Source organism: Variovorax sp. CCNWLW235, assembly GCF_037204085.1.
In the GTDB taxonomy this organism is placed as follows: Bacteria; Pseudomonadota; Gammaproteobacteria; order Burkholderiales; family Burkholderiaceae_C; genus Variovorax.
The window spans coordinates 23,082-38,430 of the sequence record NZ_JBBCBW010000010.1; the positions used below are offsets into that span (position 1 = coordinate 23,082).

At 67.1% G+C, this 15,349-nt stretch carries 12 protein-coding genes; all 12 read left to right on the forward strand.

Annotated elements, in window-relative coordinates; genetic code table 11:
• Positions 1-298: 298 nt before the first annotated feature.
• The 12 genes from V9L21_RS13490 (at position 299) to V9L21_RS13545 (ending at position 15,347) form a co-directional block, all read left to right on the forward strand.
• Complete coding sequence (locus tag V9L21_RS13490) at positions 299-1,924, forward strand: 6-hydroxynicotinate reductase (protein WP_337312591.1); 1,626 nt, start codon at positions 299-301, stop codon at positions 1,922-1,924.
• Positions 1,925-1,927: 3 nt separating this feature from the next.
• Positions 1,928-2,845 carry a UPF0280 family protein gene (locus V9L21_RS13495; RefSeq protein WP_337312593.1) on the forward strand — a complete coding sequence of 306 codons (918 nt, stop codon included), beginning with the start codon at positions 1,928-1,930 and terminating at the stop codon, positions 2,843-2,845.
• Positions 2,846-2,865: 20 nt separating this feature from the next.
• A complete protein-coding gene (locus V9L21_RS13500) occupies positions 2,866-3,507 on the forward strand; it encodes an amino acid synthesis family protein (RefSeq protein ID WP_126746691.1) in 642 nt (213 codons plus the stop codon).
• 34 nt (positions 3,508-3,541) lie between these two features.
• Positions 3,542-4,126 (forward strand): amino acid synthesis family protein, encoded by a 585-nt coding sequence (locus tag V9L21_RS13505; protein WP_337312595.1) that lies wholly within the window; start codon positions 3,542-3,544, stop codon positions 4,124-4,126.
• Positions 4,127-4,208: 82 nt separating this feature from the next.
• Positions 4,209-5,414 (forward strand): ABC transporter substrate-binding protein, encoded by a 1,206-nt coding sequence (locus V9L21_RS13510; RefSeq protein ID WP_443304870.1) that lies wholly within the window; start codon positions 4,209-4,211, stop codon positions 5,412-5,414.
• Between the two features lie 23 nt (positions 5,415-5,437).
• Entirely contained in the window at positions 5,438-7,360 is a 1,923-nt protein-coding gene (locus tag V9L21_RS13515) for an ABC transporter permease (RefSeq protein ID WP_337312599.1), read from the forward strand.
• Positions 7,357-8,172 carry an ABC transporter ATP-binding protein gene (locus tag V9L21_RS13520; RefSeq protein ID WP_337312601.1) on the forward strand — a complete coding sequence of 272 codons (816 nt, stop codon included), beginning with the start codon at positions 7,357-7,359 and terminating at the stop codon, positions 8,170-8,172. The genes V9L21_RS13515 and V9L21_RS13520 overlap by 4 nt, the downstream gene beginning before the upstream one ends.
• A 58-nt stretch (positions 8,173-8,230) precedes the next feature.
• The gene (locus tag V9L21_RS13525) at positions 8,231-8,965 is read left to right on the forward strand and encodes an ABC transporter ATP-binding protein (RefSeq protein ID WP_337312603.1); all 735 of its coding nucleotides are present in this window, start codon (positions 8,231-8,233) and stop codon (positions 8,963-8,965) included.
• 48 nt (positions 8,966-9,013) lie between these two features.
• Positions 9,014-9,736: a bifunctional nicotinamidase/pyrazinamidase gene (gene pncA, locus V9L21_RS13530; RefSeq protein ID WP_337312605.1), complete on the forward strand. Its 723-nt coding sequence runs from the start codon at positions 9,014-9,016 to the stop codon at positions 9,734-9,736.
• A gap of 65 nt (positions 9,737-9,801) precedes the next feature.
• Positions 9,802-10,962 carry an ABC transporter substrate-binding protein gene (locus tag V9L21_RS13535; protein WP_337312607.1) on the forward strand — a complete coding sequence of 387 codons (1,161 nt, stop codon included), beginning with the start codon at positions 9,802-9,804 and terminating at the stop codon, positions 10,960-10,962.
• Positions 10,940-11,440 carry a (2Fe-2S)-binding protein gene (locus V9L21_RS13540; protein ID WP_337312609.1) on the forward strand — a complete coding sequence of 167 codons (501 nt, stop codon included), beginning with the start codon at positions 10,940-10,942 and terminating at the stop codon, positions 11,438-11,440. Before V9L21_RS13535 ends, V9L21_RS13540 begins: the two co-directional genes overlap by 23 nt.
• 145 nt (positions 11,441-11,585) lie before the next feature.
• Positions 11,586-15,347, forward strand: coding sequence for a molybdopterin cofactor-binding domain-containing protein (locus V9L21_RS13545; RefSeq protein WP_337312611.1), 3,762 nt, complete (start codon positions 11,586-11,588; stop codon positions 15,345-15,347).
• Positions 15,348-15,349: the final 2 nt, after the last annotated feature.

Sequence of the window (15,349 nt, forward strand, 5' to 3'; positions counted from 1 at the left end):
GGTTGGTAACTGAGGAAGGTGGCTGAGCCGAAATGCACGCCTTTGGGGCGCTAGCCATCGGCCGGCTGCGAACCCTCCATTGTCGTTGGTCGGAAAAACCCCGATGAACACCGCGAGAAAACACCATTGCAAGCATCGGGCCTGTTTGCTACATTGACCGCGAATGTAGTGAACGCAACATGAAAGTGTAGGGAATGCTACACAAACGGCAGACGGGGCACAAGCGGGCAGACGGCACGTTTGTTGCAAACCCCGCCACACCGGATTGCCCCAACACACTGCCCACGAGATCGCCCCGATGACCGAACACACCAAGACAGACGGAATGCCCGGCATGGACATGCCGGTGGTCGCAGAAGCCGGCAGCGGCGCCTTCGGCAAGGCGCCGCCGCGCAACGAGCGCATGAGCACGGCCAAGGTCGAGTGCAACGCCTGCCCCGTGCTGTGCCAGATTTCCGACGGCCGCACCGGCGCCTGCGACCGCTACGCCAACCGCGAAGGCGTGCTGGTGCGCGTCGATCCCGTGGTGCTGCTGCGCCGCGAAATCGCGAGCGAAGCCCCCGTGCTGGTGCCTTTCGACCGGCCTGCCGCCGAAAGGGCCGAAGCCGCCGAGACAGGCACTCCCGACTGGAACGGCGACCTGCTGCACGCCGACGAAGTCTTCGTTACCGGCGTGGGTTCTTCCACCACCTACCCCGACTACAAGCCCGCCCCCTTCATCGTGGCCTCCAAAGCCCAGGGCGTCGACATGGTCACCGTGGTTACCGAAGGCATCTTCAGCTACTGCAGCTTCAAGGTGAAGATCGACACCGACCGCTTCCTGGGCTCCGAACAGGCCAACGTGCGCTACCGCGGCGAGGTGGTCGGCCATGTCACCACGGCCGAGTACGGCTCGCAGATGCTCTCGCTCGGCGGCGTGCACCACCTCACCGGCGGCAGCAAGAAGGAAGGCCGCATGACGGCCGAGCTGATGCAGCTGCTGGGCAACAAGAAGGCGGTGGAGTGCACCATCGACGGCGGCTCCACGCTCGTCATCCAGGCCGGCAAGGCGCCCATCGTCAACGGCGTGGAAGAGCAGCGCATGCGCGTGGGCTGCGGCTCGGCGGCGGTCGGCATCTTCGCGCGCCAGTTCGCGGGCGTGGCCGACGAGGTGGTGGTGGTCGACGACCACATCACCGGCGTGCTGACCGAGCACCAGGCCGGTCGCTGCCTCGACATGGCACCTTCGGGCATCCAGATGCTGGGGCGCAAATCCACGCCGGGGCGCTATTTCCAGGTGGCGAATCCGGGCAACGGCTGGGGCGGCACCGACATCGCCGATCCGCTCTCCATCATCGAAGGCTGGGAGGAGGGCGTTGCGCGTCCGGGCCTGCGCCTGCTCATGACATCGACCACCGGCGAGCATGCGCAGTGGTACGTGCTCGACGAGGCGCTGAAGCCCGTCGAGCAGGAAATGCCTGCCGAAGTGAAGCGCATCGTCGAGCGCATCGGCGAGAACTGCGAACCGTCTCTGTGCACGGTGCTGTTCCTCGGCGGTGCGGGCGGGTCCTTGCGCGCCGGCGTCACTGAAAACCCCGTGCTGCTGACGCGCGCCATCAAGCGCGCACTCGTCAACGTGACCTGCGGCGGTGCGCCGGCCTATGTGTGGCCCGGCGGCGGCATCACCGTGATGGCGGACGTCATGCGCATGCCCGACAACAGCTTTGGCACCGTGCCCACGCCGGCCATCGTGGCGCCCATCGAATTCAGCATGCGGCGGGACGACTACGCAGCGCTCGGCGGCCACATGGAGCACATCTTCTCGCTCGAGCAGGCGCTCGCGCGCGGCGCGTGGCAGGAAGACGGTGCACCGCTGGCGCGGCAGTGGGTGGTGATGGACGATGCCAATCCATGGCCGCTCGGCCATGCTCCGATGCTGGGCTGAACCATGACCGCCCAACGCAGCGCGCTCGACAAGAACCGCTGGCACTTCAACCATGGCCCGATCGACATCGTGGCCGAGGCGCATGGCGACCCGTACGCCGTTGCGGCCGCGCACGACGCGGCCTGGGCGCGTTTCGTTCACGTGCTCGACGAACTGGTGCGTGAACTGCCGCTCCTGCGCCTGCCCGCCAGCGACAACATGCGCCCGCGCGGCGTGGTTGCCAAGCGCATGTGGAATGCGTGCGCCGCGTTCTCGCCGATGTTCGTCACGCCCATGGCGGCGGTGGCCGGCTCCGTGGCACAGGAACTCATTGCGTTCTATGACCGTCCCGGCATCGAGCGCGCCTGGATCAACAACGGCGGCGACATTGCGCTGCATCTCACGCCCGGCCAGTCGGCGCTCGTGGGTGTTTATGCCGACCTGGCGCGCTTCGATTGGCGCAAGCATGTCGATGGTGAAAGCAGCATCCTCACCACCGACGGCCAGTTCGAGATCAAGGCCGAGCAGCCGGTGCGCGGCGTGGCCACGAGCGGCTGGCGCGGCCGCAGCTTCTCGCTGGGCATTGCCGACAGCGTGACGGTGCTTGCCGCCACGGCGGCACAAGCCGATGCGGCCGCCACCGTGATTGCCAACGCTGTCGACGTGGACGATGCGGCCATCCAACGGCGCCCCGCCAATGAATGCAAGGACGATAGCGACCTGGGCGACATCCTGGTCACGGTCGATGTGCCGCCGCTGGCGCCTTCGCAGGTGCAAAGCGCGCTCGATACGGGGGCTGTCTGCGCCAAGGTGCTGCAAAAAGGCGGGCTCGTCTGGGCCGTTCTGCTCGTTTGCCAGGGGCAGTGGCGACTTGTCGAACCCTTATGCTCGAAGGCGCTGCCGGCGGCGGCCTCCGTGGCAGTTGGTTCAGTATTTGCTTAACGAAAAGCAAGGTTCCTTTCATGATCGATATACGCCGCGTCTTCACCCATGTCGAGCACATCCACCACGAGTTCGGACCGCGCGCCGACACCCCGTTGGTGCGCGGTGCCATCGGCGCGGTGCTGACCAATCCTTTTGCGGGCCGCTACGAGCCCGACATCCTGCCGATGATGGCGCTGCTCGACCCCGTGGGCGTCGACATGGCGCACCGGCTGCACGCCGCCATGGACGTGCCTCTGGAGCAGATTGCCACCTACGGCAAGGGCGCCATCGTCGGTGCCGCGGGCGAGCTGGAGCACGGTGCGCTCTGGCATGTGCCGGGCGGCTACGCGATGCGCGAACTGCTCGGCTGGAAGGGCAGCCGAGCCGCCTACACCGCCGGCAAGGCCGAAGAAAAAACCGGCCAGCCCGGCAACGCGCTTTCCATCGTGCCCTCGACCAAGAAGGTCGGCCCGCCCGGTGCGGCGCTCGACGTGCCGCTCACCAACATCAACGCCAGCTATGTGCGCGGCCAGTTCGACGCCATTGAAGTGCGCGTGCCCGGCGCACCTGCGGCCGACGAGATCGTCTTCATCCTGGCCATGAGCACGGGCTACCGCGTGCATGCGCGCGTGGGTGGGCTGCTCGCCAAGGACATCAGCAAGTGGGACGGCCTGCGCTGAGCCGCCCCAGAAGAGACAAGAAGGAACACAAGACATGACCGCCAACATCCGCAAGCTCATCGTCCAGGTCGACGAAACCCGCAAGGAAATGGGCAAGGACATCACGCCGCCGACGCGCCGCGCGGTGGCCATCGCCGTGATCGAGAACCCCTATGCGGGCCGCTTCAGCGAGAACCTCGACGAGCTGATCGCCATCGGCGAAGAGCTGGGCGCGCTGCTGGGCCAGAAGGCCGTGAAGGCGCTGGGCATCGAGCCCGGCCAGGCGCAGAGCTACGGCAAGGCCGCCATCGTCGGCGAGAACGGCGAACTCGAGCATGCCGCCGCCATCCTGCATCCCAAGCTCGGCGCGCCGTTGCGCGTGGCTGTTGAAAAGGGCGCGGCGCTGGTGCCTTCTGCCAAGAAGCGCGGCACGCTGGGCACCGCCATCGACGTGCCGCTCGGCCACAAGGACGCCGCGTTCGTGCGCAGCCACTTCGACGCCGTCGAAGCCCGCGTGTCCGACGCACCACGCGCCAACGAAATCGTGGTGGCGGTGGCCGTCACCGACAGCGGCCGTCCGCTGCCTCGCATCGGAGGCCTGCAGGTCGCCGACATCAAGGGCGAAGACGGCCTGAAATGACGCTCATCCGCAGGCGTGTGCCCTGTGCCCATTGCATTTATTCGGTTCCATTGACCATTTCAACGAGGAGTTCCCCATGACCATGCGTTTTGCCTTCAACGTGGTGTCGCTCGCTGCGCTCACCGTCGCACTGATTCCCGTCGCGCAGGCGCAAGGCGTCATCAAGATCGGAGAGATCAACAGCTACAAGGCGCAGCCCGCCTTCCTGGAGCCCTACAAGAAGGGCATGGAACTCGCCGTCGATGAAATCAACGCCGCGGGCGGCGTCAACGGCAAGAAGATCGAACTGATCACGCGCGACGACAACGCCAACCCGGGCGACGCGGTGCGCGTGGCCGAAGAACTCGTCTCGCGCGAAAAGGTCGACATGCTGGCCGGCACCTTCCTGTCGAACACCGGCCTGGCGGTGACCGACTTTGCCAAGCAGAAGAAGTTCTTCTTTCTTGCCGGCGAACCGCTGACCGACAAGATCACCTGGCAGGGCGGCAACCAGTACACCTTCCGCCTGCGCCCCGGCACCTACATGCAGGCCGCAATGCTGGTGCCCGAGGCCGCCAAGCTCAAGAAGAAGCGCTGGGCCATCGTGTACCCCAACTACGAATACGGCCAGTCGGCCGTGGCGGCCTTCAAGCAGTTGCTCAAGGCCGCGCAGCCCGACGTGGAGTTCGTGGCCGAACAGGCCACGCCCCTCGGCAAGGTCGATGCAGGCAGCGTGGCGCAGGCGCTGGCCGATGCCAAGCCCGACGCGATCTTCAACGTGCTGTTCGGCGCCGACCTTTCCAAGTTCGTGCGCGAAGGCAACACGCGCGGCCTGTTCAAGGACCGCGAGGTGGTGAGCGTGCTGACGGGCGAGCCCGAGTACCTCGACCCGCTGAAGGACGAAGCGCCCAACGGCTGGATCGTGACCGGCTATCCCTGGTACGGCATCACCACGCCGGAGCACAAGAAGTTCGAGCAGGCCTACCAGGCCAAGTTCAAGGACTATCCGCGCCTGGGCTCGGTGGTGGGCTACAGCATGATCAAGTCGGCCGCGGCGGGCATTGCCAAGGCCAAGAGCACCGACACCGAGAAGCTCGTGGCCGCCTTCAAGGGCCTGCAGGTGGATTCGCCGTTCGGCAAGATCACCTACCGCGCTGAAGACCACCAGTCGACCATGGGCGCCTTCGTGGGCCGCACCAAGAACGAGAACGGCAAGGGCGTGATGGTGAACTACACCTACCTGGACGGGGCCGATGCCAAGTACCAGCCGTCGCCGGCTGAAATCAAGAAAACCCGCGCAGCGGACTGAACTGGCAGCAAGGTGAACGGGTCATGAGTTTTTCAGGTTTCATCGTCCAGCTGCTCAACGGGCTTGCGAGCGCGTCGTCGCTCTTTCTCGTGGCAGCCGGCCTGTCGCTGATCTTCGGCGTCACGCGGATCGTGAATTTCGCGCATGGCTCGTTCTTCATGGTGGGCATCTACATCGCCTACACGCTGGTCGAGAAGCTGGGCGGCAGCCTGGGCTTCTGGCCCGCGCTGCTGCTGGCGGCGGTGGCGGTCGGCATCCTGGGTGCCGTGATCGAGGTGGTGCTGCTGCGCCGCATCTACAAGGCGCCCGAGCTGTTTCAGCTGCTCGCCACTTTTGCGCTCGTCCTCGTCATCAAGGATGCGGTGCTCTGGCTCTGGGGCCCTGACGAACTGCTCGGGCCGCGGGCGCCGGGCCTGTCGGGCTCGGTCATGATCCTGGGGCGGCAGTTCCCGTCCTATGACCTGTTCCTTATCGTCATCGGGCCGCTGGTGCTTGGCTTGGTGTGGATGCTGCTCACGCGCACCCGCTTCGGCACGCTGGTGCGCGCCGCCACGCAAGACCGCGAGATGGTCAGCGCGCTGGGCGTCAACCAGGCGTGGCTGTTCACGGCGGTGTTCGCACTCGGCGCATTGCTTGCGGGCCTTGGCGGTGCGCTGCAGCTGCCGCGCGAGCCGGCCACGCTCGAGATGGACCTCAACACCATCGGCGCGGCCTTCGTCGTCGTGGTTGTCGGCGGCATGGGGTCGATTCCCGGCGCCTATGCCGCGGCGCTGCTGATCGCCGAGATCAAGGCGATCTGCATCTGGCTCGGCGTGGTCGATGTGTTCGGCATCAGCGTCTCGTTCTCCAAGCTCACGCTGGTGGTGGACTTTTTGGTGATGGCGGTGGTGCTGGTGTGGCGGCCATGGGGCCTCTTCGGCCGGCCGCAGGCGCCAAGCCGCTACGTCGGCATGCAGGAAGAACCGCTGCGCCGCGCCAGCAAGACCTACGTGGTGGCCGCGGCGGTGTTCGGCCTGGTGCTGGCAGCGGCACCGCTGCTCACCGCGGACTCGCCCTACACCACGGTGCTGATGATCGACCTGCTGATCGCCGCGCTGTTTGCGGCCAGCCTGCACTTCATCATGGGGCCTGCCGGCATGCATTCTTTCGGGCATGCGGCGTACTTCGGCCTGGGGGCCTACGGCGCGGCATTGCTGGTGCGCGCAAGCGGCATGCCGATGGAACTGGCGCTCGTCGTCGCGCCGCTGGTTGCAGCCATCGGCGCCTTCGTCTACGGCTGGTTCGCCGTGCGGCTGTCGGGCGTGTACCTTGCCATGCTCACGCTGGCCTTTGCGCAGATCACCTGGGCCATCACCTACCAGTGGGACACGTTCACCGGCGGCAGCAACGGGCTCACCGGTGTGTGGCCGGCCGAGTGGCTGTCGGACAAGCGCGTGTACTACTGGCTCACGCTGGCATTGGTGGCGCTGGGCGTGCTGGGGCTGCGCCGCGTGCTGTTCTCGCCCTTCGGCTATGCGCTGCGGGCGGGGCGCGATTCGGTGCTGCGCGCCGATGCAATCGGCATCGACGTCAAGCGCATGCAGTGGGTCGCCTTCGTGATCGCGGGCACCGCCGCGGGCCTGGCCGGCGCGCTCTACGCCTTCTCCAAGGGAAGCATTTCGCCGGAATCCCTGAGCGTCGGCAAGTCGGTCGATGGATTGGTGATGGTGCTGCTCGGCGGCATCCAGACGCTGGCCGGACCGGTGGTCGGTGCCGTCACCTTCACGTGGCTGCACGACACGGTCGCGCGCAACACCGACTATTGGCGCGCCATGCTCGGCGCCATCATCCTGCTGCTGGTGCTGCTGTTCCCGCAGGGCATTGCGGGCTTCGCCAAGCAGCTGTCCGGCCGCATCCGCACCCGCGGCGCACGCGAAACGGCAAAACTCGAGGAAGTGAAAGCATGAGCGCGCACGCTCCCCTGCTCAAGGTCGAGAACCTGGGCAAGTCCTTCGGCGGCGTCAAGGCGGTCGATGGCATCAGCTTCGATCTCGCGCCCGGCGAACTGCTCGCGTTGATCGGTCCCAACGGCGCCGGCAAGTCGACCACCTTCAACATGGTGAACGGCCAGCTCAAGGCCGACCAGGGCTCCATACGCTTCGGCGGCGAGGAGCTGATCGGCCGCAAGCCGCGCGCCATCTGGCGCATGGGCGTGGGCCGCACCTTCCAGATTGCCGAAACCTTCGCATCGCTCACCGTGGTCGAGAACGTGCAGATGGCGCTGCTCTCGCACGACGGCAAGCTGTTCTCGATGTGGCGCCGCGCCGCCGACCACCGGCGCGACGAGGCCCTGGCGCTGCTCGAGCAGGTCGGCATGAAGGCGCAAGCCGACCGCCCCTGCAGCGAGCTCGCCTACGGCGACGTCAAGCGCGTCGAGCTCGCAATTGCAATGGCCAACGCGCCCAAGCTGCTGCTGATGGACGAGCCCACCGCCGGCATGGCGCCCAAGGAGCGCAATTCACTCATGGCGCTGACCAAGCAGCTGGTCATCGACCGCGGCATGGCCGTTCTCTTTACCGAGCACAGCATGGACGTGGTCTTTGCGTATGCCGACCGCATGATCGTGCTGGCGCGCGGCCGGCTCATCGCACAAGGCAAGCCGCTCGAGATCCGCGACCATCCGAAAGTGCAGGAGGTGTACTTCGGCAGCGGCAAGACCTTCGAGAAGATTGCAGAAAAGGCCGCTGAGGTGAACGCGGCGGTGGGAGCCGTTGCATGAGCGCCGTACGGCCGCCCGAAGGCGCTCGGCACCGCAGCCTGCTGGGCGGAGGTATTCAATGAAAACGCATGAAACACTGTTGAAGGCCAATGCGCTGTGCGCCTGGTACGGCGCCGCACAAATCCTGTACGACGTCGATCTCGAAGTGCGCCGGGGCGAGGTCGTCGCGCTCATGGGGCGCAACGGCGCCGGCAAGTCGACCACGCTGAAGACGCTGATCGGCATGCTCTCCAAGCGCAAGGGCAGCGTGAGCTTTCTGGGCCACGACATCTCGAAGAGCGAGCCGCATCACGCGGCAAAGCTCGGCCTGGGCTTTGTGCCCGAAGACCGCCGCGTGTTCACCGACCTCACGGTGATGGAAAACCTCGAGGTCGGCAAGCAGGCGCCGCGCCGCTGGGCCGACGGCAGCGAGGCGCCGCTGTGGACGCCCGAGCGGCTGTTCAAGCTCTTTCCGAACCTGGGCGAAATGCCCAACCGCCCCGGTGGCCGCATGAGCGGCGGCGAACAGCAGATGCTGACCGTGGCGCGCACGCTCATGGGCAACCCGTACCTGGTGCTGCTCGATGAACCCTCGGAGGGCGTGGCGCCGGTCATCGTCGAGCAGATGGCCAACATGATCCTGGAGCTCAAGGCGCAGGGCGTGAGCATCCTGCTGTCGGAGCAGAACATGCATTTTGCCGAGCTGGTGTCCGACCGCGCCTATGTGCTCGAGAAGGGCCAGATCCGCTATCACGCCACCATGGCGGAGCTTGCGGCCAACGAGGAAGTGCGCCGCGCCTACCTGAGCGTCTAGCCCGCGGGCTCCTTCGATTTTTTGTCATCAACCACCGGAGCACACACCATGCACGACACGCAGCGAAGATACCTTCTCAAGTCCACGGCTGCATTGAGCATGCTGGGTGCGGCCGGGGCGCTGTTCGCGGCGCCGAAGATCAAGCCGAACGACAAATCCGCGCTGATCGTCATCGACGTGCAGAACTGTTTCGTCGACGGCGGCACGCTGCCCGTGAAGGGCGGCGCCGAGGTGGTGCCGGTCATCAACAAGCTGGCCGAGTCGTTCGAGAACATCGTCGTCACGCAAGACTGGCACACGCAGGGCCACGCGTCCTTCGCGAGCGCGCATGCGGGCCAGAAGCCGTTCAGCAGCATCAAGCTTTCTTACGGCACGCAGGTGCTCTGGCCCGACCACTGCGTGCAGGGCACCGACGACGCGGCCCTGCACAAGGACCTGAAGCTGCCGACCGCGCAGGTCATCATCCGCAAGGGCTTCCACAAGGGCGTGGACAGTTACTCGGCCTTCGAGGAGGCCGACCGCAAGACCGCCACGGGCCTGGGCGGCTATCTCAGGCAGCGCGGCATCAAGACGGTGTACGTGGCCGGCCTGGCCACCGACTTCTGCGTGGCCTGGACCGCGCTCGATGCGCGCAAGGCCGGCTTCGAGGTGTATGTGATCGAAGACGCCACGCGCGCCATCGACCTCAACGGCTCGCTTGCCGCGGCATGGAAGCAAATGACTGCCAAGGGCGTCAAGCGCATCCAGTCCGCCGACATCCAGACCGCCTGAGCGCACGTGCCGCCATCGCGTTCATTCTTCCAACGGCAACAACAACCACAACAAACCGACGACGCATGAAGACTTCCATTTCGAGGCGCTCCCTCGTGGCGGGCGGCGCAGCCCTGGCATTCGGACCCGGGCTCCTGCGCCAGGCACGCGCGGAAAACGGCGTCACCGACAGCATCATCCGCATAGGCCAGTCGGCGGTCTTCAGCGGCCCGGCCAAGGACTTCGGCATCGACTACCGTGCCGGCATCAAGCTCTACTTCGATCGCGTCAACAAGTCCGGTGGCATCAACGGGCGCAAGCTCGAGCTGGTGACGTACGACGATGCCTATGACCCCGCCAAGACGGCCGTCAACACGGCCAAGCTGATCGACGAGGACAAGGTCTTTGCACTCGCGGGCTACGTGGCCACCGGCAACCTGGTGGCCGCGATGCCGCTGGCCGAGAAGGCCGGTGTGCCCATGTTCGCACCGCTGGTGGGCACCAGCTCGTTCCGTGCGAAGGTCAACCGCCTGCTGTTCCACGTGCGCGCCGGCTACGACCTGGAGTTGCGCAAGATCATCAGCCATCTCTCGACCATCAGCCTCTCGTCGATTGCGGTGGTCTACCAGGACAGCGCCTTCGGAAAGTCGAACCTCGCCACCTGCGAGCAGCTGGCGGCCGACTACAAGGTTCAGGTCGTGAAGACGCTGCCGCTTGCCATTACCGCCGAAGACGCCAAGCAGGTGGTCGCCGGCCTGGCCGAGGCCAAGCCCGGTGCGGTGCTGATGATCATGGCCGGACGCATGGTCGAGGTCTTCATTCGCGACTACCGCGCAAGCGGCGGGGCTGCGCCGCTCTACACGCTGTCTGTCGGCATTACCGATGCGGCAGGTTCCGCCAAGCGGCTCGAGGGCAAGCTGGCCGGCCTGGTCACGGCCAGCATCGTGCCGCCGCCGGAAGCCGTACGCGTGCCCATCGTGGCCGACTACCAGCGCGACCGCGCCGACTTCGGTGAAAAGATCGATAGCTACACCACGCTGGAGGGCTACATCGCCTCGCGCGTGATGGTCGAGGGCCTGCGCCGCGGCGGCAAGACGCTCACGCGCGACAGCTTCATCGCCGGGCTGGAGAGCATCGGCAGCACGCGCTTCGGCGATTTCCCGGTCGAATACAGCGCGAGGAACCACAACGGCTCGACGTTCGTCGACCTGGAGATGTACACCCGTGACGGCCACTTGCGGCGCTGAACCGCTGCAGTTGCAGGTCAACGGACAGGCCTGTTCGCTTGCGGGCGTGCCGCGCGAGGCCACGCTGCTGCACCTGCTGCGCAACGACCTGGGCCTGAACGGGCCCAAGTACGGCTGCGGCCTGGGGCAGTGCGGTGCCTGCACGGTGCACGTCGACGGCGTGGCGGCGCGGGCTTGCGTGATTCCCGCGCATGGCGTGGCGGGCCGTGCCGTCACCACGCTCGAAGGCTTGGGCACGCGGGGCCACTGGCACCCCGTGCAGGCCGCTTTTGAAGACGCACAGGCTGCGCAGTGCGGCTATTGCCTGAACGGCATGGTGATGCAGGCCGCGGCGCTGCTCGCGCGCGACCCGCATGCGAGCGAGGCGCGGATTCGCAGCGAACTGTCGGGCAACCTGTGCCGCTGCGGAACGCATATCGAAATTCTGGACGCGGTGCAGCGGGCTGCGCTGCGCATGCGAGAGGCGATCCGTCCATGAACGCCTCGTCTTATCCCCTCTCCCTCTGGGAGAGGGCTAGGGTGAGGGCATCGGCCTTCGCACAAGCACAGCCTCCGCTACCGCCGCTGGCCCTCACCCCAACCCTCTCCCAGCGGGAGAGGGAGCAATGCGGGGAACAAAGACCATGACGCGGCGCGCCGACCTGCCCCGGACCCGCGCGGAGTTTCTCGCCGCCGACGGCGTGCTGCTGGTGGTGCGCGAAACCCCACCCGCGCCCCCACCCGCCAAAGGCCAACCCACAGCCGTAGCGGGCAATCCCATCGAAGGCGACGAGATCCTGCTCGCGGTATGGGACGACGGCAGCGCCTCGGCACTCAACGGTCACGTCGATCTGGGCACCGGCATACAGACAGCACTCGCGCAGATCGTGGCGGAAGAACTCGACCTGGGAATGCCCTGCGTGCGCATGATGCTCGGCGACACCGCGCGCGCGCCCAACCAGGGCGCAACCATCGCAAGCGCCTCGATCCAGATCCATTCGCAGCCGCTGCGCCTGGCTGCCGCGCAAGCGCGTGCATGGCTGCTGGCGCGCGCGGCCGAACGCCTTGGCACGGCCGCCGACGCACTGCAGATTCACAACGGCGTGGTGCGCGTGATCGAAGAGCCCGACCGCCGGGTGACCTATGCCGACCTGTTGGCAGGGCAGCGTACCGTGCTGCGGCTCGACCCCGGCGCGCAGCCCAAGAACCCGGCTGACTACCGCATCGTCGGCACGCGCCAGCCGCGTGTGGACATTCCGGCCAAGCTCGCGGGCGAGAGCGTCTTCGTGCACGACATGCGCGTGCCGGGCATGCTGCATGGCCGCGTGGTGCGCCCGCCGTACGCCGGTGCGGACCATGGCGACTTCATCGGCAACACGCTGGAGTCGGTGGACGAATCGTCCATTGCGCACATACCGGGCATTCGCGCGGTGGTAGTGATCCGCGACTTCGTCGGCATCGTGGCCGAGCGCGAAGAGCACGCGGAGCAGGCACTGCGTGAACTGCGCGTGGCGTGGAAGCCCTGGCCCGGCATGCCAGACCTCTCCAACCTGGCGCAGGCCTTGCGCGACAACCCGTCGACGCAGCGCCTGCTGGTGGACGAAGGCGATGTCGACGGCGCGCTTGCAGCCGCCGCGCAGCCGATGCACCGCACCTATGTGTGGCCTTACCAGATGCACGCCTCCATCGGGCCTTCGTGCGCGCTGGCCGATTGGCAGCCGCAAGACGGCAGCGGCACACAGCTTCGCGTGTGGGCCGGATCGCAAAACCCGCATGTGCTGCGCGCCGATCTCGCCAGGCTCATGGGCGTGGACGATGTGCAGGTCGACGTGGTTCGCATGGAAGCCGCTGGCTGCTATGGCCGCAACGGCGCCGACGACGTGGCCGCCGATGCGGCGCTGCTGGCGCGTGCAGTGGGTGCACCGGTGCGCGTGCAGCTCACGCGCGAGCAGGAGCATGCCTGGGAGCCCAAAGGCGCCGCGCAGCTCATGGAAGTGGACGGCGGTCTGATGGCCGACGGCCGCATTGCCGCCTACGACTTCGAGACCTCGTATCCATCGAACGGCGCACCGACGCTCGCGCTGCTGCTCACGCGCACCATCGAGCCAGTGGCGCAGGCCTTCGAGATGGGTGACCGCACGGCACGCCCGCCCTACGGCTACGACAACCTGCGCGTGAAGGTCAACGACATGGCACCGATCGTGCGGGCCTCGTGGCTGCGCGGTGTGTCGGCGTTGCCGAGTTCTTTCGCGCACGAGTCGTACATCGACGAGCTCGCCACCGCTGCGGGCGTCGACCCGGTGCAGTTCCGTCTGCGCCACCTGACCGATCCGCGCGCCGTCGAGCTGGTGCAGGCCACCGCGCAGAAGGCCGGCTGGCGCATGCGCACCGGCCCGCAAGAAAACGCCGACGGCGGGCTTGGCGCGGGGGGCGACATTCTCTTTGGCCAGGGCTTTGCCTACGCACGCTACGTCCACAGCAAGTGGCCCGGCTTCGGCGCCGCATGGGCCGCGTGGGTGGCCGACGTCGAGGTCAATCGCAAGACCGGCGAAGTGCATGTACGCCGCGTGGTGGTGGGGCACGACGCGGGGCTGATGATCAACCCCGCGGGCGTCGAGCACCAGGTGCATGGCAACGTGATCCAGACCACCAGCCGTGCATTGAAGGAAGAGGTGCAGTTCGCACCCCAGCAACAGCAGGGTGCGGGCTCGAACGGCGGCGCGCAGTTGCCGGGTGTGTTGCCCACCGGCGTGGTCGCAAGCCGCGAGTGGGGCAGCTACCCGATCATCAACTTCCGTGAAGTGCCGGTGATCGAGGTCATGCACATGCCGCGTCCCGGCGAGCCTTCGCTGGGTGCGGGCGAATCGTCTTCGGTGCCGGGGACGGCGGCCATTGCGAATGCGATTTTCGATGCGACGGGGGTGAGGTTTCGCGAGCCGCCGTTCACGCCGGAGAAGGTGCTGGCTGCGTTGAATCCGTTGACCTCGGACTTGCCCCCTCTCCCTCTGGGAGAGGGTGGGGGTGAGGGCGAGCGGCGCTCGAACTTTGACGCCGTCGCACCCTCATCCCAGCCTTCTCCCGGAGGGAGAAGGAGCAATACAGACTGGCCGCGACGCAAGGGCCTCTGGGCCACCGGCGCGGCCCTCTTCATCGGCGGCATCGGCCTCATCGCCGGCCTGCTCGGCTGGCGCTCCGCCATCGCCCCCGTTTCGCTCAGCGCCCCGGTCTACAGCGAAGCCACCATCGAACGCGGACGCGTGCTCGCCGCGCTGGGCGATTGCGCCGTGTGCCACACCGCGCCGGGCGGTGCGCCCAACGCGGGCGGCCGCGCGATGGAAACACCATTCGGCACGCTCTACACCACCAACCTCACGCCCGATGCCGACACGGGCCTGGGACGCTGGTCGTTCAGCGCTTTCCAGCGCGCGATGCGCGAAGGCATCTCGCGCGATGGCCATCACCTGTACCCGGCCTTTCCGTACACGGCATTCGCCAAGACGAGCGACGACGACCTGCAGGCCCTCTACGCGTACTTCATGTCCATGCCGGCGGTGCACGCCGCAACGCCGAAGGCCGAGCTGAAGTTTCCGTTCAGCGTGCGGCCGTTGATGGCGGGCTGGAACGCGCTCTTTCATGACCCGGCGCCGCTGCAGCCGGTGGCCACGCAAAGCGCGGAGTGGAACCGCGGCGCCTACCTGGTCAACGGCCTGGGCCACTGCGGCGCCTGCCACACGCCGCGCAACGCGCTTGGCGCCGAGCAGGGCGGCAGTGCATTCCTTTCGGGCGCGATGATCGAAGGCTGGGAAGCCCCCGCGCTCACAAGCCTTTCGAAATCGGCGGTGCCATGGGACGCTGACGAGCTCTACCGCTACCTGCGCCAGGGCCATACGCAGCGTCACGGCATGGCGGGCGGCCCCATGACGGAGGTGGTGCGCGAACTGGCGCAGGTGCCCGATGCCGACGTGCGCGCCATGGCCACCTACCTTGCCTCGTTCAACCCGGAGCCGGTGGCGCAACCGCACGCCGCGGCGCAACGGGTTGTTGACGCCGCGGCGCGCGCGCAGGGCCAGTTGCTCGGCCCCGCGCAGCGCATGTTCGACAGCGCCTGCGCGTCATGCCATCACGATGGCGACGGCCCCACGCTGCTCGGCGTGAACACGCCGCTTGCACTGAACAGCAACCTCACGAGCACGCGCCCGGACAACCTGCTGCGCACCATTCTCGACGGGGTGCGCGAACCCGCAAGCCGCGACATCGGCTTCATGCCGGCGTTTCGCGACGCGCTCGACGACCGGCAGATTGCCGAACTCGCCAGCTACATGCGTGCGCGGTTCGCGCCGCAGGAGCCGGCATGGACCGACCTGCAGACGCAAGTGGCGCGCGTGCGGGCTGCGTCGGCCCGGTGAGC

Coding starts and splice junctions, on each gene's coding strand:
- V9L21_RS13490 (WP_337312591.1), top strand. CDS start 299: ATGACCGAACACACCAAGACAGACGGAATGCCCGGCATGGACATGCCG.
- V9L21_RS13495 (WP_337312593.1), top strand. CDS start 1,928: ATGACCGCCCAACGCAGCGCGCTCGACAAGAACCGCTGGCACTTCAAC.
- V9L21_RS13500 (WP_126746691.1), top strand. CDS start 2,866: ATGATCGATATACGCCGCGTCTTCACCCATGTCGAGCACATCCACCAC.
- V9L21_RS13505 (WP_337312595.1), top strand. CDS start 3,542: ATGACCGCCAACATCCGCAAGCTCATCGTCCAGGTCGACGAAACCCGC.
- V9L21_RS13510 (WP_443304870.1), top strand. CDS start 4,209: ATGCGTTTTGCCTTCAACGTGGTGTCGCTCGCTGCGCTCACCGTCGCA.
- V9L21_RS13515 (WP_337312599.1), top strand. CDS start 5,438: ATGAGTTTTTCAGGTTTCATCGTCCAGCTGCTCAACGGGCTTGCGAGC.
- V9L21_RS13520 (WP_337312601.1), top strand. CDS start 7,357: ATGAGCGCGCACGCTCCCCTGCTCAAGGTCGAGAACCTGGGCAAGTCC.
- V9L21_RS13525 (WP_337312603.1), top strand. CDS start 8,231: ATGAAAACGCATGAAACACTGTTGAAGGCCAATGCGCTGTGCGCCTGG.
- pncA (WP_337312605.1), top strand. CDS start 9,014: ATGCACGACACGCAGCGAAGATACCTTCTCAAGTCCACGGCTGCATTG.
- V9L21_RS13535 (WP_337312607.1), top strand. CDS start 9,802: ATGAAGACTTCCATTTCGAGGCGCTCCCTCGTGGCGGGCGGCGCAGCC.
- V9L21_RS13545 (WP_337312611.1), top strand. CDS start 11,586: ATGACGCGGCGCGCCGACCTGCCCCGGACCCGCGCGGAGTTTCTCGCC.